Annotated in this window: 20 protein-coding genes; 13 read left to right on the forward strand and 7 right to left on the reverse strand. The window is 66.1% G+C overall.

Annotation, left to right across the window (positions count from 1 at the left end; genetic code table 11):
* Positions 1-28 precede the first annotated feature (28 nt).
* The 4 genes from QYL93_RS00100 to QYL93_RS00115 form a co-directional block, all read right to left on the reverse strand.
* Positions 29-1,327 (reverse strand): efflux RND transporter periplasmic adaptor subunit, encoded by a 1,299-nt coding sequence (locus tag QYL93_RS00100; protein ID WP_305741766.1) that lies wholly within the window; start codon positions 1,325-1,327, stop codon positions 29-31.
* Positions 1,328-1,587: 260 nt separating this feature from the next.
* Positions 1,588-2,625: a DctP family TRAP transporter solute-binding subunit gene (locus QYL93_RS00105; RefSeq protein WP_305741767.1), complete on the reverse strand. Its 1,038-nt coding sequence runs from the start codon at positions 2,623-2,625 to the stop codon at positions 1,588-1,590.
* A 65-nt stretch (positions 2,626-2,690) separates the two neighbouring features.
* The gene (locus tag QYL93_RS00110; RefSeq protein ID WP_305741768.1) at positions 2,691-3,989 is read right to left on the reverse strand and encodes a TRAP transporter large permease; all 1,299 of its coding nucleotides are present in this window, start codon (positions 3,987-3,989) and stop codon (positions 2,691-2,693) included.
* Positions 3,986-4,549, reverse strand: coding sequence for a TRAP transporter small permease (locus QYL93_RS00115; RefSeq protein ID WP_305741769.1), 564 nt, complete (start codon positions 4,547-4,549; stop codon positions 3,986-3,988). The genes QYL93_RS00110 and QYL93_RS00115 overlap by 4 nt, the downstream gene beginning before the upstream one ends.
* Positions 4,550-4,771: 222 nt before the next feature.
* Between QYL93_RS00115 and QYL93_RS00120 the strand changes: the two genes are divergently transcribed.
* The 6 genes from QYL93_RS00120 (at position 4,772) to QYL93_RS00145 (ending at position 10,111) form a co-directional block, all read left to right on the forward strand.
* Positions 4,772-5,698, forward strand: a complete 927-nt coding sequence (locus QYL93_RS00120; RefSeq protein WP_057200101.1) for a LysR family transcriptional regulator — start codon at positions 4,772-4,774, stop codon at positions 5,696-5,698.
* Between the two features lie 203 nt (positions 5,699-5,901).
* On the forward strand, positions 5,902-6,795 hold the full coding sequence (locus QYL93_RS00125; protein ID WP_305741770.1) for an amino acid ABC transporter substrate-binding protein: 894 nt from the start codon (positions 5,902-5,904) through the stop codon (positions 6,793-6,795).
* Positions 6,796-6,906: 111 nt separating this feature from the next.
* Entirely contained in the window at positions 6,907-7,806 is a 900-nt protein-coding gene (locus QYL93_RS00130; RefSeq protein WP_305741771.1) for an amino acid ABC transporter substrate-binding protein, read from the forward strand.
* A gap of 109 nt (positions 7,807-7,915) precedes the next feature.
* Positions 7,916-8,674, forward strand: coding sequence for an amino acid ABC transporter permease (locus QYL93_RS00135; RefSeq protein WP_305741772.1), 759 nt, complete (start codon positions 7,916-7,918; stop codon positions 8,672-8,674).
* A gap of 3 nt (positions 8,675-8,677) precedes the next feature.
* A complete protein-coding gene (locus QYL93_RS00140) occupies positions 8,678-9,343 on the forward strand; it encodes an amino acid ABC transporter permease (protein WP_305741773.1) in 666 nt (221 codons plus the stop codon).
* 30 nt (positions 9,344-9,373) lie between these two features.
* Positions 9,374-10,111 carry an amino acid ABC transporter ATP-binding protein gene (locus QYL93_RS00145; protein ID WP_305741774.1) on the forward strand — a complete coding sequence of 246 codons (738 nt, stop codon included), beginning with the start codon at positions 9,374-9,376 and terminating at the stop codon, positions 10,109-10,111.
* Between the two features lie 107 nt (positions 10,112-10,218).
* On the opposite strand, the gene QYL93_RS00150 is transcribed toward QYL93_RS00145, so the two are convergent.
* Positions 10,219-11,139: a MurR/RpiR family transcriptional regulator gene (locus QYL93_RS00150; protein ID WP_305741775.1), complete on the reverse strand. Its 921-nt coding sequence runs from the start codon at positions 11,137-11,139 to the stop codon at positions 10,219-10,221.
* A 101-nt stretch (positions 11,140-11,240) separates the two neighbouring features.
* On the opposite strand from QYL93_RS00150, the gene QYL93_RS00155 reads away from it, so the two are divergent.
* The 5 genes from QYL93_RS00155 to htpX all read left to right on the forward strand — a co-directional run bounded on the left by QYL93_RS00155 (position 11,241) and on the right by htpX (position 16,318).
* Positions 11,241-12,410 (forward strand): M20 family metallopeptidase, encoded by a 1,170-nt coding sequence (locus QYL93_RS00155; protein WP_305742286.1) that lies wholly within the window; start codon positions 11,241-11,243, stop codon positions 12,408-12,410.
* Between the two features lie 47 nt (positions 12,411-12,457).
* Entirely contained in the window at positions 12,458-13,447 is a 990-nt protein-coding gene (locus tag QYL93_RS00160) for a tripartite tricarboxylate transporter substrate binding protein (RefSeq protein ID WP_305741776.1), read from the forward strand.
* 46 nt (positions 13,448-13,493) lie between these two features.
* Positions 13,494-14,540, forward strand: a complete 1,047-nt coding sequence (pyrC, locus tag QYL93_RS00165; protein WP_305741777.1) for a dihydroorotase — start codon at positions 13,494-13,496, stop codon at positions 14,538-14,540.
* Positions 14,541-14,596: 56 nt separating this feature from the next.
* A complete protein-coding gene (locus QYL93_RS00170) occupies positions 14,597-15,286 on the forward strand; it encodes a DUF3025 domain-containing protein (RefSeq protein WP_305741778.1) in 690 nt (229 codons plus the stop codon).
* Between the two features lie 159 nt (positions 15,287-15,445).
* A complete protein-coding gene (htpX, locus tag QYL93_RS00175) occupies positions 15,446-16,318 on the forward strand; it encodes a protease HtpX (RefSeq protein ID WP_179682093.1) in 873 nt (290 codons plus the stop codon).
* A gap of 85 nt (positions 16,319-16,403) precedes the next feature.
* On the opposite strand, the gene QYL93_RS00180 is transcribed toward htpX, so the two are convergent.
* The gene (locus QYL93_RS00180) at positions 16,404-17,099 is read right to left on the reverse strand and encodes an SDR family oxidoreductase (RefSeq protein WP_305741779.1); all 696 of its coding nucleotides are present in this window, start codon (positions 17,097-17,099) and stop codon (positions 16,404-16,406) included.
* Between the two features lie 58 nt (positions 17,100-17,157).
* Complete coding sequence (locus tag QYL93_RS00185) at positions 17,158-18,291, reverse strand: thiolase family protein (RefSeq protein WP_305741780.1); 1,134 nt, start codon at positions 18,289-18,291, stop codon at positions 17,158-17,160.
* 15 nt (positions 18,292-18,306) lie between these two features.
* Between QYL93_RS00185 and QYL93_RS00190 the strand changes: the two genes are divergently transcribed.
* The gene (locus QYL93_RS00190; protein ID WP_305741781.1) at positions 18,307-18,957 is read left to right on the forward strand and encodes a TetR/AcrR family transcriptional regulator; all 651 of its coding nucleotides are present in this window, start codon (positions 18,307-18,309) and stop codon (positions 18,955-18,957) included.
* A gap of 173 nt (positions 18,958-19,130) precedes the next feature.
* On the forward strand, positions 19,131-20,699 hold the full coding sequence (locus QYL93_RS00195) for a methyl-accepting chemotaxis protein (protein WP_305741782.1): 1,569 nt from the start codon (positions 19,131-19,133) through the stop codon (positions 20,697-20,699).
* The last annotated feature ends 9 nt before the right edge of the window (positions 20,700-20,708 follow it).

A 20,708-nucleotide genomic window follows, 5' to 3' on the forward strand; every position in this document is an offset into this window, starting at 1 on the left:
TCGGGTGAGGCGTTGCGCGCAGCGCGCCTCAGGAACTGGCTGCGGCCGACGAGGCCGTGGCCGCCGCTGGCGCGGCCTTGTCGCGTGGCTTGACCACCGTGGGCTTGACCGTCTGGCCCACGCGGGCCTTCTGGAAGCCGTCCACCATCACCTTTTCACCGGCTTTCACGCCCGAGATCACCAGCCAGCGATTGCCCACTGCCTGGCCCAGCTCCACCGGGCGCTTGGTGAGCTTGTTGTCCTCGCCCACCACCTGCACGCTGGGCTCGCCGGCGGCGTTGCGGATCACGGCCTCCTGGGGCAGCAACAGTGCCTGGGGCGCCACGCTGGTGGCCAACTGGGAGCGCACGTACATGCCGGGCATGATGAAGTGATCGGGGTTCGGGAAGGTCGCGCGCAGGGTGATCGCACCCGAGGTCGGGTTCACGGCGGTGCCGGTGAACTGCAGCGTGCCTTCCTTTTCGTAGGTCGAGCCATCCTCCAGGATGAGCTTCACCTTGGCCTGGTTGGAATCCACGCGCGTGAACTTGCCTTCCTGCCATTGCTTGCGCAGCTGCAGCAGCTCCGCGCTGGATTGCGTGATGTCCACCTGGATCGGGTCGAGCTGCTGGATGGTGGTCAGCGCATTGGCCTGGTTGGCCGTGACCAGGGCACCGGCCGTGACGGCCGACAGCCCGATGCGCCCGGAGATGGGCGCGACGATGCGCGTGTAGCGCACGTTGATGCGCGCGGTGTCCAGGGCTGCCTGCGCCACGCCCACGTCGGCCTGCGTCTGCTGCACCGAAGCCTGGCTTTCGTCGAACACTTGGCGGCTGATGGCGTCGATCTCGACCAGTTCCGCATTGCGTTTGGCGTTGACCTGGGCCGTGCGCGCCGTGGCCTGCGCCTTGGCCAGGGCTGCCTGGGCGCTGGCCTGGGCGGCTTCGTAGGTGGCCGGGTCCACCTGGTACAGCGGCTGGCCGGCCTTGACCAGCGCGCCCTCGGTGAACAGGCGCTTCTGGATGATGCCGTTGACCTGCGGGCGGATATCGGCGTTCTGGAAGGCCGCCGTGCGGCCCGGCAGCTCCGTGCTCAGCGTCTGGCTTTCGGGGGCCAGCACCACCACGCCCACCGCTGGCTCGCCTGCGGGCTTGCCCGCGCCGGCCTGGGCCGGCTGGTCCTTGCCGGAGCAGGCCACGAGGCCACCGATGCACAGGGCCGCGATGCAGGTTCGTGCCCAGGCCGGGCTCAGCCGGGACAAGGGGAGAACAGCAGTGCGGACGGAGGAGGAGGCCAGCGTCAGCGAGCCCGTGGCAGCCGGGCGGGCGGCATTCAGAAGGAACGGCATGGGAGACGGTGAGTCAGAGTTGAAGGCATTGTGGGGGCCATATGTGTACGCACGATAAAGTTGGCAAAGCCGGAGCCCGTTGGCGGGTTTTTCAGGTGGATGCGCGTCCCCCCACCGCGTTGGCGCTTGCAAGCATCGGGCCAGCAAATGGCTGGCCACCCCTTCGGGGCCGCCCATGAAAAAGGCGCTTCCCTGTCACGGGGAGCGCCTTGGAGATTGTGCCGGCGGCCCTTTTCGGCTGCCGGTATGTGCTTATGCGCTTATTGCTTGCGCGCAGCAATCGCCTTTTCGGCCTGGGTCACCAGGTCGGCGCCGATCTGGCCTTTCCACTTCTCGAACACGGGGCGCGTGGCCTTCACGAAGGCCTCGCGCTCGGCGGGGGAGAGTTGGGTTACGGTCACGCCATTGGCGGCGATGTCCTTGAGCAGGGGCTTGTCGGCTTCGACCATGCCCTTGCGGGCGATGGCGATCTCTTCCTTGCCGGCGTCGATGGCGGCCTGCTTGACGATCTCTCGATCGGCCGGCGTCCAGGAGTTCCAGATGTCCTTGTTCACCACGAAGATCAGCGGGTCGTTGATGTAGCCCCACATGGTCACATGCTTTTGCGCCACGGTGTGCAGCTTGGCAGCCATGTACACGGCAATCGGGTTCTCCTGGCCGTCCACGGCGCCACTGGCCATGGCGGGCTGGGCATCGGCCCAGCTCATCTGCGTGGGGTTGGCGCCCAGCGCGGTGAAGGTGTCCAGGAACAGGGGCGAGCCCACCACGCGGATCTTCAGGCCCTTCAAGTCTTCAGGGGTCTTGATGGCCTTCTTGGAGTTGGAGATCTCGCGGTAGCCGTTCTCGCCCCAGGCCAGGGGCACCACGCCGGCCTTGTCCAGCGTGGCGAATATGTTCTTGCCGACTTCGCCCTGCGTGAGTGCGTCCACGGCGGCGTAGTCGGGCATCAGGAAGGGCAGCGAGAACAGGTTCAGCTGCTTGACCTGGGGCGACCAGTTGATGGTGGAGCCCACGGCCATGTCGATCACGCCCTGGCGCAGCGCCGAGAACTCGCGCGTCTGGTCGCCCTGGATCAGCGAGACACCGGGGTACAGCTTGATGTTGATGCGGCCCTGCGTGCGCTCGCGCACCTTGTTGGCCCACAGCTCGCCGCCCTTGCCCCAGGGGAAGGCAGTGCCCAGCACCAGGGACATGCGGTATTCGCTCTTGTAGGCCGTCTGGGCAATGGCGGCCGGGGCGGCGAAGGCCAGTGCGGCGGCAGCGGCCACGGCGGAAGTCAGAAAGGTGCGCAATTTCATGGTTTCAGTCTCCTGGGTCAATTTTGTAGGTTCAAGGGCAAATCGGTCTCGGGGGTTACTACGGGTCAGTAGCCCAGTCGCGCTGGCAGCCACAGCGCCAGTGGCGGGAAGGCGATCACCAGCACCATCACGAGGAACATGGCGAACAGCATCCAGCCCACCCAGCGCACGGTCGATTCCATGCGCACGCCGGCGATGCGGCACGAGACCATCAGGTTCACCGCCAGCGGCGGGGTGAACTGGCCCAGTGCCACCTTGAGCGTCAGGATCACGCCGAACCAGACGGGGTCCCACTGGTAGTGCTGCATGATGGGCAAGAGCAGCGGCACGAAGATCAGGAAGATGGAGATGCCATCGAGGAACATGCCCACGGTGATGAGCAGCACGATCAGCAGCGCCAGCACGCCGTATTCGCCCAGGCCCGAGTTCACGATGGCCTTGGCCACCGGGTCGATCACGCCCAGGGTGGACAGCGAGTAGGCAAAGATGCCTGCGAGCGAGACCACGAGCAGGATCACGGCCGACAGTTCGCCCGATTCGCGCAGGATGGGGAACAGGTCGCGCACCTTGATCGTGCGGTGCACCACCATGCCTACGAAGAGGCCGTAGAACACCGCCACCACGGCCGCCTCGGTGGGAGTGAACCAGCCGGCGCGCATCCCGCCCAGGATCAGCACCGGTGCTGCCAGGCCCCACAGGGCTTCGCGCAGGCTCTTCCAGAACGGAGGGCGGGGCATGGTGGCTTCAAGCGCACCCATCTTGTGCCTGCGGGCCATCCACACGGCCGGCACGATCAGTGCAATACCGGCCAGGATGCCGGGGATCATGCCTGCCGCAAACAGCGCGGGCACCGAAGCGCCGGGCACCAGCATCGAGTAGATGATGAAAGCCACCGACGGTGGGATCAGGATGTCGGTGGCGGCGGCCGCCCCCACCACGCTGGCCGAGAACGAAGGCGGGTAGCCCGCGCGGGACATGGCCGCGATCATCACGCCGCCCACAGCGGCGGCGTTGGCCGGGCCCGAGCCCGAGATGCCCCCCAGGAACATGGCCACGGCAATCGCCACCAGCGGCAGCATGCCCGGGCCGCGCCCGATGACGGCCACGGCGAAGTTCACCAGGCGCAGGGCCACGCCCGAGCGGTCGAAGATGGAGCCGACCAGCACGAACATCGGAATCGCCAGCAGCGGGTACTTGCCCAGGCCGGCGTAGAAGTTCTGCGGCACGGCCAGCAGGCCGAACCACTGGCTGTCGGCATTCGCCAGCGCAATCGCAGCGGCGCCCGCCAGGCCCAGGGCAGCGCCGATCGGCACGCCCACGAACATCAGGCCCAGAAAGGCCACGAACAGCAGCGTGGCGATCATGGCTGGGCGCCCTCGGCGGGGCCTTCGGGCCGCAGCGCTTCACGGCTGCGGCGCAGCAGCAGGCCGACGGCCCGCGCGGCGATCAGCGCCGAGATGATGGGCAGCCAGATGGAGTACCACCACTGCGGAACGCCAATGCCCGGCGAGGTCTCGCCAAAGCGGTAGTCGTCCCAGACCACGCGCACGCTGAGCACGGCAATCAGCCCGAACAGCAGGGCCACGGCCACGGCGCCCAGCTGCGCCAGGCGCTTGCGGCGGGCGGCCGAGCCGCCTTCGGCAAAGTATTCGATGCGGATGTGCTGGTCGCGTGCCACGGCGGCGGAGCCCGCCACCAGGGCCAGCACGATCATCAGGAAGACGGAGATCTCTTCCGTCCAGGCAAAGGAGGAACTGGTGAAATAGCGCACCAGCACGTTGGCAAAGGTGATCAGCGCGAGCGCTGCCATGACGATGACGGTGAGCCAGTCCTCGATGCGCAGGGAGCGGGGTTCTTCGGAGGCAGGGGCGGCGACGGGCACGGAGGCGTCGGTCACCGGCCCTTGGGGAGGGGTGGAGGACATGGGAGCGGCGGTACAGGAGAACAAACAGGACGGGGCCGGTCGCTCTGCCCGCCGGTGTTGTGCACCTGGGGCCGTGACGCGGGAGCGCGCTTTGGACGCAGCTTTCCCTATTATGCGGTGCGTTGCTATGTGTGCACACCAATGGTGCGCTATGGATAAACCCTTGTACAGGCTTTCCATGACCGGCCGGCACGCCGCAGGGCTGGAAACGATAATGCAGCGATGGAAACCAAGTGGCTTGAAGATTTCGTCAGTCTTGCAGAAACCCGCAGCTTCAGCCGGTCCGCCCAGTTGCGGCACGTGACGCAGCCTGCCTTTTCGCGGCGCATCCAGGCCCTGGAGGCCTGGGCCGGCACCGATCTGGTGGACCGCAGCTCCTATCCCACGCGCCTCACGCCGGCCGGCAAGACCCTGTACGACCAGGCGCTTGAGATGCTGCAGGCGCTGCAGAACACCCGAGCCATGCTGCGCGCGCACACCAGTGCGGGCAAGGACATGATCGAGTTCGCGGTGCCGCACACGCTGGCCTTCACCTTCTTCCCGGCCTGGGTGTCGAGCCTGCACGACAAGTTCGGCCCCTTCAAGAGCCGGCTGATCGCCCTGAACGTGCACGACGCCGTGATGCGCCTGGTGGAAGGGGGTTGCGACCTGCTGATCGCCTACCACCACCCCTCGCAGCCCTTTCAGCTCGATGCCGACCGCTACGAGATGGTGAGCTTGGGCCAGGAGGTGCTGTCCCCGTACTCCAAGGCCGACGCCGACGGGCAGCCCCTGTTCCGGCTACCGGGCCGGGTGGGCCAGCCGCTGCCCTACCTGGGCTATGCGCCCGGTGCCTACCTGGGGCGGGTGACGGAGCTGATCCTCAAGGAGTCGGGCACGGCGATCCACCTGGATCGGGTCTACGAGACCGACATGGCCGAAGGACTCAAGGCCATGGCGCTCGAAGGGCATGGCGTGGCCTTCCTGCCCCACAGTGCGGTCAAGAAGGAGTTGCGCACGCGCAAGCTGGTCAGTGCTGCCCCGCCGGACACCGAAGGCCTGCAGATGACCATGGACGTGCGCGCCTACCGTGAAAAGCCCTCAGGCAAGGAAGCGCCCAAGGGCACGGCCCAGGCCCTGTGGACTTATCTGCAGGCTCAGGCGGCGTGAATGGCCAGGTTTTTCATGCCTAGGGTAAATACGGATATAAACAGTTTGCATAGTTGTCCGCGCAAACGGCATTGGAATTTGATGGTAACGACACGTACAGTCGGCGCCATCGACGGATCAGGAGCAGCAAGGGTTGCCACTGAGGGCCCCACGGTGGCACGAAGATTGCAGATCTGATTCCACTTCATTAACCGAGACACCGCATGAAAGTTCAGCATTGGGGATTGGCCTGGGGCATTGCTGCCTTGTGCTGCGCATCCGCAGCGTCTGCACAGGGGGTGCTCGAGCGCGTCAGTGGCGGCGGCAAGATGGTGATCGCGCACCGGGAGTCGTCGGTGCCGTTCTCCTACATCGACACCAAGACCGGCAAGCCGGTGGGCTACGCCATGGACCTGTGCCTGCGCCTGGCCGACGTGGTGAGGAAGAAGACCGGCAAGAAGGACATGCAGGTCGAGTTCCTGGCGGTCACGCCAGCCAACCGCATCGCCATGATCGAGCAGGGCAAGGCCGACATGGAATGCGGCTCCACCACCAACAATGCCGAGCGGCGCCAAAAAGTGGCTTTCACGGTGCCGCATTTCATCACCGGCGCGCGCCTGCTGGTGAAATCCGCCAGCACCATCGACCGCGTGGAAGACCTCAATGGCAAGAAGCTGGTGTCCACCAAGGGGACCACGCCGCTGAAGGCGGCCGACCAGGCCAACCGCGAACGCCTGATGGGCATCACCATCCTGGAAGCGCCCGACCATGCCAGGGCCGTGGAGATGGTGGAGAAGGGCGAGGCCGATGCCTTCGTAATGGACGACGTGCTGCTGTACGGTCTGGCCGCTGGCCGGCCGAACCCGAGCGCCTTGAAGGTGGTGGGCCGGTTCATGACCACCGAGCCGCTGGCCATCATGCTGCCCAAGAATGACCCCGAATTCAAGAAGCTGGTGGACGAGGAGATGCGCCGTCTCATTACCAGCCGGGATATCTACCCCATATATGAGAAGTGGTTTGCCAAACCGATTCCCCCGAACAACACCACGCTGAACCTTCCGGTCAGTTATCTGTTGCGGGACTTCTGGAAATACCCTACCGACCAGGTCCCGTTCTGACTAATATCGCTGGTTGCGTGGTTCCTTTTTTGGTTGTTTGCCCGCCGGTGCTTCCGGCTGGATAAATCTCTAAAATCCCCCCTTTTTTCGTTTTCACACAAGGAGATCCCAATGAAGAAGCATTTGCTCGCGGTTGCCGTGACCGCCCTGGCTGCAGGCAGCGCATTCGCCCAAGCCACCGACACCCTGGCCAAAATCAAGGCCTCGGGCAGCGTGACACTGGGTGTGCGCGAGTCATCGGGTCTTTCTTACACCCTGGGCAATGGCAAGTACGTGGGTTTCCACACCGAAATGGGTGAAATCATCCTGGCCGACATCCAGAAGCAACTGGGCCTGGCCAAGCTGGAAACCAAGTACCAGCCCGTGACCTCGCAAAACCGCATTCCCCTGGTGACCAACGGTACGGTGGACCTGGAGTGCGGCTCCACCACGAACAATGCCGCACGCCAGAAGGATGTGGCCTTTGCCGTGACCACCTACGTCGAAGAAGTTCGCACCGTCGTGAAGGCCAACTCGGGCATCACCTCCATCAAGGACCTGAACGGCAAGACCGTGGCCACGACCACGGGCACCACCTCGGTGCAGACCCTGCGCAAGCATGAGCGCGCTGGTGGCGTCGACTTCAAGGAAGTCTTCGGCAAGGACCATGCGGACAGCTTCCTGATGCTGGAAACCGGCCGTGCCGACGCCTTCGTGATGGACGGCTCGATCCTGGCCGCCAACATCTCCAAGTCCAAGGCACCTGCCGATTACAAGATCGTCGGCGAAGTGCTGTCGGTGGAGCCTATCGCCTGCATGCTGCGCAAGGACGACCCGGCATTCAAGAAGGCCGTGGACGACAGCATCAAGCGCCAGATCGCCGACGGCTCGCTGACCAAGCTGTACGACAAGTGGTTCATGCAACCTGTGCCTCCAACCAACACCAAGATCGGCCTGCCCATGTCCGACGCCACCAAGGCTGCATGGGCCACTCCTAACGACAAGCCCATGGAAGACTACGCCAAGAAGTAATCTTCGGGATGCTTGCGCCCCTTCGGCCACGGCGGTTTGAAGGGGCTTTTTTGTTGGGTGGGCAAAGGATTGCGCCCAATGCAATACCAAAAAATAAAGGGGTGATCCTATGAGTTGGGATTGGCAGGTGTTCTGCCAGGACACCATGGACAGGGAAGTCGTGCAAAGCTGCTTTGGCAAGGGCGGCGACATCACTTACCTGGACTGGATGCTGTCGGCCTGGGGCTGGACGGTGTCTGTTTCGCTGCTGGCCCTGGTGCTGGCTCTCGTGTTGGGCTCCGTCATTGGCACGCTGCGTACCTTGCAGGACCGGCCGGTGATCGTGCGCCTGGGCAATGCCTGGGTCGAGCTGTTTCGCAATATTCCACTGCTGGTGCAGATCTTCCTGTGGTACCACGTCCTGCCCAGCCTCTTTCCGGTCCTGAAGGGCGTTCCCGGCTTCACACTGGTGGTGTTGGCGCTGGGCTTCTTCACGTCGGCGCGCATTGCCGAGCAGGTGCGCTCGGGTATCAACACCTTGCCGCGCGGCCAGCGCTATGCGGGTCTGGCGGTGGGTTTCACCACCTTCCAGACCTACCGCTACGTGCTGCTGCCCATGGCGTTTCGCATCATCATCCCGCCGCTGACCAGCGAGACGATGAACATCTTCAAGAACTCCTCCGTCGCGTTTGCCGTTTCGGTGGCGGAGCTCACGATGTTTGCCATGCAGGCGCAGGAGGAAACTTCGCGCGGTATCGAGGTCTATCTGGCCGTGACGGCGCTGTACGTCATCTCGGCGTTTGCCATCAACCGCATCATGGCGTTCATCGAGAAGCGTGCGCGCATTCCCGGGGTGGTTGTGCCCAGCGGCGCAGGTGGGGGGCACTGACCAATGAATCTCGATTTTTCCTTCTACAACTGGGACCTGATCTCCAACTTCGTGCTCAAGGGGCTGTACTTCAGTCTTTTCCTCACAGTGGTGGCCACGATCGGTGGCGTGCTCTTCGGTACCGTGCTGGCGCTCATGCGCCTGTCGGGCAAGAAGTGGTTGGACGTGCCTGCGACCATCTACGTCAACGGCATGCGCAGCATTCCGCTGGTGATGGTGATCCTGTGGTTCTTCCTGCTGGTACCGGCCATCATTGGCCGGCCGATCGGCGCGGAAGTGTCTGCCGTGGTGACCTTCATCGCCTTCGAGGCCGCCTACTTCAGCGAAATCATGCGCGCCGGCATCCAGTCCATCGCGCGTGGACAGGTCCATGCTGGCCAGGCGCTGGGCATGACCTACGGGCAGAACATGAAGCTCGTGGTGCTGCCCCAGGCATTTCGCAACATGCTGCCGGTACTGCTCACGCAGACCATCATCCTGTTCCAGGACACGTCGCTGGTCTACGCCATCGGCGCCTACGACATGCTCAAGGGCTTTGAAGTGGCCGGCAAGAATTTTGGCCGCCCCATCGAGGCTTACCTGGCCGCAGCGGTTCTGTACTTTGTGATGTGCTTTGCGCTGTCCTGGATGGTCAAACGCCTGCACCAGAAGATCGCGATCATTCGCTGATGCAAAAGAGATTGGATTGAGGAACAAGAAATGATCGAACTCAAGAACGTATCCAAGTGGTATGGCCCCGTGCAGGTGCTCAACGAGTGCTCGGCCGTCATCAACAAGGGTGAAGTGGTGGTGGTGTGCGGGCCTTCCGGCTCGGGCAAGTCCACGCTGATCAAGACCATCAACGCGCTCGAACCCTTCCAGAAGGGCGAGATCACGGTGGACGGCATCAAGTTACACGACCCCAAGACCAACCTGCCCAAGCTGCGTAGCCGCGTGGGCATGGTGTTCCAGCACTTCGAGCTGTTCCCCCACCTGTCGGTGACGGAGAACCTGACGATTGCGCAGGTCAAGGTGCTGGGCCGCAGCCCCGACGATGCCAAGAAGCGTGGCCTGAAGATGCTGGAGCGTGTGGGCCTGATGGCGCACAAGGACAAGTTCCCTGGCCAGCTCTCGGGCGGCCAGCAGCAGCGTGTGGCGATTGCCCGCGCCCTGAGCATGGACCCCATCGTGATGCTGTTCGACGAACCCACTTCGGCGCTCGACCCCGAAATGGTGGGCGAAGTGCTGGACGTGATGGTGGGCCTGGCCAACGAAGGCATGACCATGATGTGCGTGACCCACGAAATGGGCTTCGCCCGCAAGGTGAGCAACCGCGTGATTTTCATGGACGTGGGCGGCAAGATCCTGGAGGACTGCTCCAAGGATGACTTCTTCAACCACCCCGAGGCCCGCCAGCCACGCACCAAGGACTTCCTCAACAAGATCCTGGCGCACTGAGTTGCGCACGCATTGCGGCCCCTGGGGGCGCACTGCGGTAGACGGTACAAAAGGCGCCCTGGGCGCCTTTTGTCTTTTCTGCCTGCCGGCTCCTGCCGCTCTTGCCGCTACTTGCGCGAAGGCTTGCGCACAGGGGTTTCGCCCACGATGAGCTGCTGGTCCTCCACATCCTTCCACAGCGTATCCCGGCGCTTGAGTGCTTCCGAAACGGCCTCGTGCCGCAACTGCGCCACGGCCGACACCAGCGCATTGCACAGGAAAAAGGCGGCGGTGTACGAGTCGAACGGCGAGGCGTTGGAGGTGCGCACCAGGATGCGTTCATGGGCCAGCACGGCCAGCGGGGCCGAGGCGCTGTCGGTGATGGTCAGCACCTGTCCACCGGCTTCGCGAAAGCGCTGCGCCACCTTCACCGGCCCGCTCGCGTAGCGGCGGATGCTGAAGGCCAGCAGCACATCGTCGGGTTGCACCCAGAGCAATTGGTCGGTGGCCGCCACGGCGCCTGCGCCCAGCTCATGCACGCCGGGGCGGCACATGTTCAGATGCAGTGCCAGCCAGGCCGCCACGGGCGCGCTGTTGATCTGTGCCAGAACGAAGACCCGGCCTTTCTCCTGGGCCAGCCGGTTGGCGATGGCTTCGAAGGCCACCATGTCCAGCCCGTCGCGCGTAGCGCTGATGTTGTGCTGGTCGTGCAGCAGGGCGTCGTCCACGCACTGCTGCAGGCTGCGCCGGGTGCCGATGGTCACGGGCGCGCGCTGGCCCGCCGTCTGCAGCAGGGCCGTGACCTCGGCGCGGGCCTCGCGCTGGGCCTCGGCGTAACTGCCATAGCCCAGCTTGGCGAACAGCCGCACCACGGTAGAGGCACTGGTGCCGGTGCGGGCGGCCAGCGAGGTGGCCGACTCCAGCAGCGCGTGGGGGTAGTCGCGTTCCAGCGCCTCGGCCAGCGCACGCTCGCTGGCTGTGAGGCCCGCGCCCTGGCGTGCCAGGCGCTCGGGCAGCAGGCCGTCAGCAGTTTGCAATGGTAATTTCATGAATATCCATTTTATGAAAAATGTATTGCAAACAAGGCAACTGCATGCAACACTTTCGCCCCATCACCATGCCGTTCCCGGGCATGGTCGCAAAGGACGACATGCAGGATACCCTTGAAGAAAGCCGCACACGGGTGCGCGAACGCATCCTGGCCTGGCTGGCAGGCCAGCAGCAGGCCATGCAAGATCTGTTGCAAAAGGTGGTGGACATCGACAGCGGCAGCCGCGACGAAGCGGGCGTGACGGCCGTGGCCAGCGCGCTGCGCGAGCGGCTAGTGGCTGCCGGTGTGGCGGTGGAATTCGTGCCCGTACCCGGCTATGGCGTGCTGCTGCAGGCCCAGGTGCCTGGTCCCACCGAGGGCGCACCCATCCTGCTCATGGGCCACATGGACACCGTGTACCCGGCCGGCACCGCAGCGCGCCGCCCCTTCCGCGTGGAAGAGGGGCGGGCGTATGGCCCCGGCGTGGCCGACATGAAGTCGGGCCTGGTGATGAATGCCTTCGTGGCCGAGGCCTTTGCGCGCTGCGGCGGGCTCACGGCGCCGCTGCGGCTGTTCTTCTCGTGCGACGAGGAGATCGGCTCGCCCGCCACGCGCGAGCAGATCATGGCCGCAGCCCGTGGTGCCCGCGCCGTGCTCAATGCCGAGCCAGGCCGTGTGAGCGGCAACCTGGTCACCAGCCGCAAGGGCTCCATGGCCGTCGAGTTCGAGGTGCAGGGCGTGGCCGCCCATGCCGGCATCAACCATGCGGCCGGCGCCAGCGCCATCGGGGCATTGGCGCACAAGATCCTGGCGCTGCATGCGCTGACCGACGTGGCTGCGGGCATCACCACCAACGTCGGCGTGGTGCAGGGCGGCATCGTGCCGAACATGGTGGCGCCGCACGCCAAGGCCGAACTGGACGTGCGCTACACCGCCGAGACCGACCCCGACGAACTCTTCGAGCGTGTGCGCGCCATCGTCGAGGCCGAGAGCCTTCCCCGCACCCAGGGCCGCGTGACCGCCGTGCGCCGCACGCTGCCCATGAAGCCCACGCCGGATGCACTGCTGGCGCTGTACCAGCGCGGCGCGCAATCGCTGGGCTTTTCGGTGCAGGGCGAGTTCACCGGCGGCGCGGCCGACAGCGGCCTGACGGCCTCGGTGGGCGCGCCCACGCTGTGCGGCACCGGCCCCGTGGGCGGCCACCCGCACACCGAGCGCGAGTACTGCGAGCTGTCCACCCTGGTGCCGCGCGCGCAGGCCGTGGCGCTGGCCGTTCTCGACCATCCCTGATTTCCGATCCCTGCAAGACCCTGAGAGAAGACCCTGTGAACCCCTTCATGCAACCCAATCGCCGCCACATCCTCAACGCCGGCCTCGGGCTGGGCCTCGCGGGCCTGGCACCGCTGGCCGCACAGGCCCAGGACAAGTACCCCTCGCGTCCCATCACGCTCGTGGTGCCCTTTCCGCCCGGGGGCTCGGTGGACATCATGGCGCGCCAGTATTCGGAGCCGCTGTCGCGCATCCTGGGCGTTCCCATCGTGGTGGAAAACCGAGCAGGGGCGGGCGGCTCTGTCGCGTCGCTGGGCGTGGCCCGCGCCAAGCCTGATGGCTACACCCTGGTTGTGTCCTCGCAGAGCAGCCACCTGGCCAACCCGCTGACGCAGCCGAAAGTCGGCTACGACCCCATCAAGGATTTCGAGAACATCGCCATCCTGGGCCGCCAGCCCAATGCGCTGGTGGTGCATTCGAGCCTGCCCATCAAGTCCGTCAAGGAGTTCATCGACTACGCAAAAAAGAACCCCGGCAAGCTCAACTACGGCAGCGGCGGCGTGGGCAGCATGGGCCAGCTCAACGTGGAGATGTTCAAGGCGGTCACCGGTATCTACACCACGCACATCCCCTACCGCGGCGGCACGCCGCTGATCACGGCCGTGCTGGCCAACGAGGTGCAGTTCATCCTCGACAACCTGGTCATCATGCTGCCCCATGTGCAGGCCGGCAAGGTGCGCGCGCTGGCCGTCGCTTCCGAGCAGCGCCTGCCGCAACTGCCCGATGTGCCCACCATGGCCGAGGCCGGCTATCCCGAGCTCAACCTCAGCTCCTGGACCGGCCTGGCCGCCCCCGGCGGCACGCCCGACGCCATCGTGCAGACCTTGTACAAGGCGGTGCGCCAGGCCGCCACGGCACCGGCCATGGTGGCCAACCTCAAGGAGCGCGGCGTGATCGTGCCCGAGGAAATGCCACCCGCCGCCTTCGAAAAGATGATGGCCGAGCGCCTGGTGAAGTTCGGCGACGTGGTGCGCAAGGCCGGTATCACGGCCGAATGAGTGGTGATGGCCGGGGGGTGATGCGGGGAATGGGAGAATATCGCCCATGACTGCAGCAGCCCCCACCAACACCCTCACCATCACCCGCCCCGACGACTGGCACCTGCATGTGCGCGACGGGCAGCCCCTGTTCACCGTCGTGCCGCACACGGCCGCCCAGTTCGGCCGCGCCATCATCATGCCCAACCTGCGCCCGCCCGTCACCACGGCCGAGCAGGCCCTGGCCTACAAGGAGCGCATCCTGGCTGCCGTGCCCGCAGGCGTGCAGTTCGAGCCGCTGATGACGCTGTACCTCACCGACAACCTGCCGCCCGAGGAGATCGTGCGCGCGCGCGAAGCGGGCGTGGTCGCCGCCAAGCTCTACCCCGCCGGTGCCACCACCAACAGCGACGCCGGCGTGACCGACCTGCGCAAGACTTACAAGACCCTCGAAGCCATGCAGAAGAGCGGCATGCTGCTGCTGGTGCACGGCGAGGTGACCAGCAGCGACATCGACCTGTTCGACCGCGAGGCGGTGTTCATCGAGCAGCAGCTGATCCCGCTGCGCCGCGATTTCCCCGAACTCAAGATCGTCTTCGAGCACATCACCACCAAGGATGCGGCCGATTACGTCAACGCGTCCGACCGCTTCACGGCCGCCACCATCACGGCGCACCACCTGCTGTACAACCGCAACGCCATCTTCATCGGCGGCGTGCGCCCACACTACTACTGCTTGCCCGTGCTCAAGCGCGAAACGCACCGCGTGGCCCTGGTGCAGGCAGCCACCAGCGGCAGCGCCAAGTTCTTCCTGGGCACCGACAGCGCGCCGCACCCCGCGCACCTCAAGGAGCACGCCAGCGGCTGCGCCGGCTGCTACACCGCCCACGCAGCGATGGAGATGTATGCCGAGGCCTTCGACAACGCAGGCGCGCTCGACCAGCTCGAAGCCTTCGCCAGCTTCAATGGCGCCGACTTCTACGGCCTGCCGCGCAACACCGGCACCATCACGCTGCAACGCGAATCGTGGACGCCGCCCGACAGCTTCGCCTTTGGCGAAGCCGAGCTCAAGCCTTTGCGCGCGGGTGAAGCGCTGCCGTGGCGGCTGGTCTAGAAGCCATCGATTGGTCAGCCGCTTGGCTGGCCCCGTGGCGAGCCTCCGGGCAGCCGGTGGCGCAGCAGGTGCTGCAGCACGGCGCGCCCGTGCACCGCGCGCTGCAGGGCGCCATGGCTGCGCCCGTGCAGTTTGTCCCCCAGGACGACCTGCCCGAAGGCGCCGCCTATGAGCAGCATATCTTCGAGACGCGCCGCGTGCCCACGCGCGACAACCTGCACGATTTCTTCAACGGCCTGGTGTGGCTGCAGTTCCCGCAGGCCAAGCGGCGGCTCAACGAACTGCAGGCCGGTGCCATAGTGGCCCACGGCATTGGTGCGGTGCGCGGCCCGCTGCGCGATGCGCTCACGGTGTTCGATGAGAACGGCGCCTTGCTCGACGCCCCCGCGCCGATCTGGCAAGCGCTGCAGGCGCGTGAATGGACGCGGCTGTTCGTGGACCTGCGCCCGCTGTGGCACGAGGCCCGGCTGCTGCTGTTCGGCCATGCGCTGCTCGAAAAACTGGCAGCACCCCGCAAGCCCATCGTGGCGCATGTGTATCGGGCACAGTGTGCTATGGATTCGGTAGCGAATGCCGACGCATGGCTGGCCCAGCAGATGGAGCCAGGGCACTGGGCTGGCAAGCCGTTCTCGCCGCTGCCGGTGCTGGGTGTGCCCGGCTGGTGGGCGGCCAATGAGGATCCCAGTTTCTACGCCGATGCACAGGTGTTTCGCCCGCCCCGCGTGCTGGCGGGTCCAACCTCCTAATTCCCGTCGGCGACTGTGTGATAAGGGCCTTCCAGGCAATTCGCCCTACCATACCGCGACGGGACACTGCGGCATGCAGACCGGGGTGCGGGGCGCTTGAATCGGGCCATTCCACCCCCCATCTAGACCGCAGTTCCTTGTTTACCCCACGGAGAGAACATGAAGCGGATATTTTTGTTTGTATTGACCAACCTGGCCGTCGTCGTCGTGCTGGGGGTGGTGGCGAGCCTGCTGGGCGTCAACCGCTTTCTCACGGCCAACGGCCTGAACCTGGGCGCATTGCTGGGCTTCGCGCTCATCATGGGTTTTGGCGGCGCCATCATCTCGCTGCTGATCAGCAAGCCCATGGCCAAGTGGACCTCCGGCGTGCGCGTGATCGACGGCTCCGGCTCGGCCGATGAACGCTGGATCGTCGAGACGGTGCGCAAGTTCGCCGACGAGGCCAAGATCGGCATGCCCGAAGTCGGAATCTTCGAAGGCGACCCGAATGCCTTCGCCACGGGCGCGTTCAAGAACTCGGCGCTGGTGGCGGTGTCCACCGGCCTGCTGCAGGGCATGACGCGTGAAGAGGTCGAGGCCGTGATTGGCCACGAGGTGGCCCACATCGCCAACGGCGACATGGTCACCATGACGCTGATCCAGGGCGTGATGAACACCTTCGTGGTGTTCCTGTCGCGCGTGGTCGGCTATGCGGTGGACAGCTTTCTGCGCAAGAACGACGAGAACAGCTCGGGCCCCGGCATCGGCTACTACGTGACCACCATCGTGCTCGACATCGTGCTGGGCTTTGCCGCGGCCATGGTCGTGGCCTGGTTCAGCCGCCAGCGCGAGTTCCGCGCCGATGCGGGTGCCGCCCAGCTCATGGGCCGCCGCCAGCCCATGATCAATGCCCTGGCCCGCCTGGGCGGCATGCACCCGGGCGAACTGCCCAAGAGCGTGGCCGCCATGGGCATCGCCGGTGGCATCGGCAAGCTGTTCAGCACCCACCCGCCCATCGAAGAGCGCATTGCCGCGCTGCAGAACAAGGCGTGATGCGTTGAACGGCCCCGGGGCCTTATGGCTCAGTTAAAAAAGCCGCCGGGTGTGAACCCGGCGGCTTTTGTTTTTGGGGCCTGCCTCAGCCTGCGTAGGCCGGAGTGGCGCTGGAGAGTGATTGCTTCACATGGCGCGTGGTGTCGTCCGCCAGCACCTCGGCAAGGCCCGCCTCCACACCCTGCAACGCCAGGCGTGCTACGTCGAGCGGGGCGGCCTTGGGGGCGTCCAGGCCGCGCGTCATGTCTGTGTCCATGTAGGCCACGTGCAGGCTGGTCACCTGCGTGCCCTGGGCGCGCAATTCATTGCGCAGGCCATTGCTCAGCGACCAGGCCGCAGCCTTGGAGGCGCTGTAGGTGGCCACACCGGGAATCGTGAGCCAGCTCAGCACCGACAGCACGTTGAGCACCGCGCCCCCGCCGTTGGCCTGGAGCACCGGGGCAAAGGCCTGCGCCACGGCCCAGGGGCCGAAGAAGTTGGTTTCGAACTCGGCGCGTGCGGCTGCCATGGCATCGGTGCCCAGGAAGCTCGATCCGCGCGAGATGCCGCTGTTGTTCACCAGCAGCGTCACATCGGGGCAGGCGGCCACGGCGGCCGCAATCTGGGTGGGGTTCGTGACATCGAGCTTGACGGGGGTGACGCCGGGCAGCGTGACGGTGGCGGGGTCGCGTGCCGCCGCGTAGACCTTGCGGGCACCAGCGGCAAGGGCCGCCTGGGCAAAGGCCAGGCCCAGGCCCCGGTTGGCACCTGTGATGAAGACGACGGAGTTCTGGAGGTTCATGGAAGCAGTCCTTGGAGCAAGAGGGTGAGGTGGGGGTGGGAGAAATGGTTGGTGGCTGTCACAGCGCCTGCAGCACCGTGGCAATGCCCTGGCCGCCGCCGATGCACTGGGTGGCCAGCGCGTAGCGCCCGCCCTGGCGCTGCAGCAGCGCGGCCGCCTTGCCGGTGATGCGCGCGCCGGTGGCGCCCAGCGGGTGGCCGATGGCCAGGCCGCCGCCGTCGAGGTTGATGGTCTCGGGCCGCAGGCCCAGTTCGCGGATGCAGGTCAGCGCCTGGGAGGCGAAGGCCTCGTTGATCTCGACCACGTCCATGTCGGCTGCGGCCAGGCCCGCGCGCGCCAGCGCCTTGCGCGACGCGGGGATGGGCCCCAGGCCCATGAAGGCCGGGTCCACGCCCGCAGTGGCCATGGCCACGATGCGGGCCAGCGGTTGCAGGCCATGGCGCGCGGCGTAGGCCTCGCTGGTCACCAGCACGGCGGCTGCGCCATCGGTCAGCGGTGACGAGGTGCCCGCCGTGACCGAGCCGGTCTCGCGGAATGCGGGCTTGAGGCCGGCCAGCGCTTCGAGCGAGGTGGCGGGGCGGATGCAGCCGTCCTCGGCCACCACCTGTCCGTCGGGCAGGGCGATGGGCACGATCTCGTTGCGCAGCAGGCCGGCTTCGCGCGCTGCGGCGGCCTTGCGGTGGGATTGCAACGCCAGTTGCTCCTGATCGGTGCGCGACACCGCATAGCGCTCGGCCACGTTCTCGGCCGTCTCGCCCATGGCGATGTAGGCGTCGCTGGTTTCGTAGAGCGTGGGGTGGGGCGAGAAGGTCAGGCCGCCCTGCGGCACCATGGTCATCGACTCCACCCCCAGGCACAGGTAGGCCTCGCCCAGCCCGGCCTCGATCTGCGCGGCGGCAATGTGCACGGCCGACATCGACGAGCCGCAAAAGCGGTTCACCGTCATCCCGCTGACCCCGTGCGGCAGCCCCGCCAGCAGCGATGCGATGCGCGCGATGTTGTTGCCCTGCGCGCCCTCGGGGTAGGCGCAGCCGGCGATCACGTCTTCCAGCGTCGCCGGGTCGATGCCGGTGCGCTGCACCAGGCTCCTGATGAGTTCGGCGGCCAGCGTGTCGGGCCGCACCTGGGCCAGGGCGCCTTTGCGTGCGAAGTGGAACGGAGTGCGCGCATAGGCGGTGATCAATGCTCTCATGGGGATGCCTTTTAAATGTTGACCGACATGAATAAATATAAATGTCGATCAACATGTAAAATAAGTCAAGCACAAGGAGAAGCCATGAAAGTGACGAGGGCGCAGGCCGAGGCCAACCGCGAACGCATCGTGGATGTGGCAGGCGAGTTGTTCCGTGAAAAAGGGTTCGACGGCATCGGCCTGAACGAGTTGATGCAGGCCGCCGGGTTGACCCGGGGCGGCTTCTATGGCCATTTCGAGTCCAAGGATGAACTGGCCGGCCTGGCATGTGAGCGCGCACTCATGGCCAACCAGCACTACTGGGAGGAGCTGTCTGCCAAGCCGCCGGCCGAAGCGCTGCAGTCGCTGGTGGGGTTCTACCTCTCGGATCTGCATTGCCAGCACACCGCCAAAGGCTGTGCGATGGCGGCCCTGGCCGGTGACGTGGTCCGCGCTGGTCCAGCGCTGAAGGGCACGTTCGAAACCGGGATCGACAATTTCCTGCGCATGCTGGAACCGCTCATGCAGAGTGACGAACCCGCCGAGCGGCGCGAGAAGGCCTTGGCTGCGCTGTCGCAACTGGTGGGGGCACTGGTGCTGTCACGCGCCGTCCGCAGCCCGGAACTGTCCGGCGAACTGCGTGCCGCAGCGGCGGCGAGCGTGCTGAGGGGTGCGGCGGCAGGGTGACCTTGAAAAACGCCCTTTCCTGCCATTTGGCAGGAACGAGGCTGGCAAGGGGCTGGCAGAAGGCACGCTGGGTTCAAGTATTCGTCTCATATTGACGATATAAGGGATAACCCGTATTTGTTGCAATCTGCTACAGATCCAGTATTCACTGACCCCACCAACAGGCCTGCACCATGTCCCTCACCCAAACGCGTGTCGCGTTCCGCCTTGCCCTCGCCTTTGGCGTCGTATGCCTAGTAATGTTCCTGTCGTCAGCAGTGGGGATTTGGCGGCTGGCGGAGCTGCAGGACATCGCCGATGACCTGGGCGGCGCCTCCTCCGAGCGGGCCCTGCTGGCCCGCGAGCTGCACGCCATCGTGGTGCTCAGTTCGGTGCGGGCCGAGACCCTGCTGGAGATCGACAACCCGGCCTACACAGCGCGCATCGACGCCGACCGCAAGGTCACGTCGGCGCGCTCCAGCGAGGTGCGCAAACGGCTCGACGAGCTGACCGAAGACCCCGCTTCGCAACGCATCTTCGACACCATCGACAAGGCGGGCAATCAGTTCCGCAGCGTGCGCGACGATCTGGTCAAGCGCCGCAAGGCCGGCGAGGCCCTGCCTGCAGACGCCATTGCCGGCACCCTGCGCCCAGCGGCGGATGCCTATGCCAAGGCGGTCGACGAGCTGGCCGAATACCAGCGCCAGCGCGTGGCCGATGCGCGCGCGGCGGCCACCCGCAGCGAGAAGATGGGCACCCTGCTGTTGGCCGCAGGCTCCGCGCTGGGGCTGCTGCTGAGCCTGGTGTGCGCCTGGTTGCTGTCGCGCTCCATCCTGCGGCCCCTGGCACGGGCCTCGGACGTGACCGACCGCATCGCCGAGGGCGACCTGACCTCGCACCTGCCCGCCGCGGACACCGGCAACCGCGATGAACTGCAGGCCCTGGTGGCCCGCCTGGGCGACATGCAGGCACGTCTGGCGGCGCTGGTCGTGGGCATGCGCGGGGCCAGCGCCTCGGTGGCCGATGCCAGCGGCGAGATCGCGGCGGGCAACAGCGACCTGTCGGCCCGCACTGAGCAGACGGCCTCGAACCTCGAAGAAATCGCCGCCAGCATGGAAGAGCTGCTGGCCACCGTGCGCCACAGCGCCGACGCGGCCGCGCAGGCCAGCGGCCTGGCGACGGGTGCCAGCGGCGTGGCCCAGCGCGGGCGCGACGCGGTGGACCGGGTGGTGGGCACCATGGAGGGCATCGCCCAGTCGTCCCGCCGCATTGCCGACATCACCAGCGTGATCGATGGCATCGCCTTCCAGACCAACATCCTGGCGCTCAATGCCGCCGTGGAAGCCGCCCGCGCCGGTGAGCAGGGCCGGGGCTTCGCCGTGGTGGCTAGCGAGGTGCGCAGCCTGGCCCAGCGCTCGGCCACGGCCGCCAAGGAGATCGGCGGCCTGATCAGCGACAGCGTGCGCCAGGTGGATGAAGGCTCCGCACTCGTTCACGCGGCTGGCAGCACCATGGGTGAGATCGTCGACTCGGTGAAACAGGTGGCGACCATCATCGGCGAGATCAGCACCGCCGCGCGCGAGCAGACCACGGGCCTGAGCCAGGTGGGCGAGGCCGTATCCCAACTGGACCAGATGACGCAGCAGAACGCCGCGCTGGTGGAGGAATCGTCGGCCGCCGCGCAGGGCCTGCGCGTACAGGCGCAGCAGCTGGCCGAACTGGTGGAGGCGTTTCGCCTGCCCTCGACGGGCACGCTGCGATAGGCGCGGCCA

Origin of the sequence: Acidovorax sp. A1169 (assembly GCF_030704685.1) — a bacterium.
Taxonomy (GTDB): Bacteria; Pseudomonadota; Gammaproteobacteria; order Burkholderiales; family Burkholderiaceae_C; genus Acidovorax.

Coding starts and splice junctions, on each gene's coding strand:
- QYL93_RS00125 (WP_305741770.1), top strand. CDS start 5,902: ATGAAAGTTCAGCATTGGGGATTGGCCTGGGGCATTGCTGCCTTGTGC.
- QYL93_RS00145 (WP_305741774.1), top strand. CDS start 9,374: ATGATCGAACTCAAGAACGTATCCAAGTGGTATGGCCCCGTGCAGGTG.
- htpX (WP_179682093.1), top strand. CDS start 15,446: ATGAAGCGGATATTTTTGTTTGTATTGACCAACCTGGCCGTCGTCGTC.
- QYL93_RS00180 (WP_305741779.1), bottom strand. CDS start 17,099: ATGAACCTCCAGAACTCCGTCGTCTTCATCACAGGTGCCAACCGGGGC.
- QYL93_RS00185 (WP_305741780.1), bottom strand. CDS start 18,291: ATGAGAGCATTGATCACCGCCTATGCGCGCACTCCGTTCCACTTCGCA.
- QYL93_RS00190 (WP_305741781.1), top strand. CDS start 18,307: ATGTTGACCGACATGAATAAATATAAATGTCGATCAACATGTAAAATA.
- QYL93_RS00100 (WP_305741766.1), bottom strand. CDS start 1,327: ATGCCGTTCCTTCTGAATGCCGCCCGCCCGGCTGCCACGGGCTCGCTG.
- QYL93_RS00140 (WP_305741773.1), top strand. CDS start 8,678: ATGAATCTCGATTTTTCCTTCTACAACTGGGACCTGATCTCCAACTTC.
- QYL93_RS00110 (WP_305741768.1), bottom strand. CDS start 3,989: ATGATCGCCACGCTGCTGTTCGTGGCCTTTCTGGGCCTGATGTTCGTG.
- QYL93_RS00105 (WP_305741767.1), bottom strand. CDS start 2,625: ATGAAATTGCGCACCTTTCTGACTTCCGCCGTGGCCGCTGCCGCCGCA.
- pyrC (WP_305741777.1), top strand. CDS start 13,494: ATGACTGCAGCAGCCCCCACCAACACCCTCACCATCACCCGCCCCGAC.
- QYL93_RS00155 (WP_305742286.1), top strand. CDS start 11,241: ATGCAGGATACCCTTGAAGAAAGCCGCACACGGGTGCGCGAACGCATC.
- QYL93_RS00160 (WP_305741776.1), top strand. CDS start 12,458: ATGCAACCCAATCGCCGCCACATCCTCAACGCCGGCCTCGGGCTGGGC.
- QYL93_RS00150 (WP_305741775.1), bottom strand. CDS start 11,139: ATGAAATTACCATTGCAAACTGCTGACGGCCTGCTGCCCGAGCGCCTG.
- QYL93_RS00135 (WP_305741772.1), top strand. CDS start 7,916: ATGAGTTGGGATTGGCAGGTGTTCTGCCAGGACACCATGGACAGGGAA.
- QYL93_RS00120 (WP_057200101.1), top strand. CDS start 4,772: ATGGAAACCAAGTGGCTTGAAGATTTCGTCAGTCTTGCAGAAACCCGC.
- QYL93_RS00195 (WP_305741782.1), top strand. CDS start 19,131: ATGTCCCTCACCCAAACGCGTGTCGCGTTCCGCCTTGCCCTCGCCTTT.
- QYL93_RS00130 (WP_305741771.1), top strand. CDS start 6,907: ATGAAGAAGCATTTGCTCGCGGTTGCCGTGACCGCCCTGGCTGCAGGC.
- QYL93_RS00115 (WP_305741769.1), bottom strand. CDS start 4,549: ATGTCCTCCACCCCTCCCCAAGGGCCGGTGACCGACGCCTCCGTGCCC.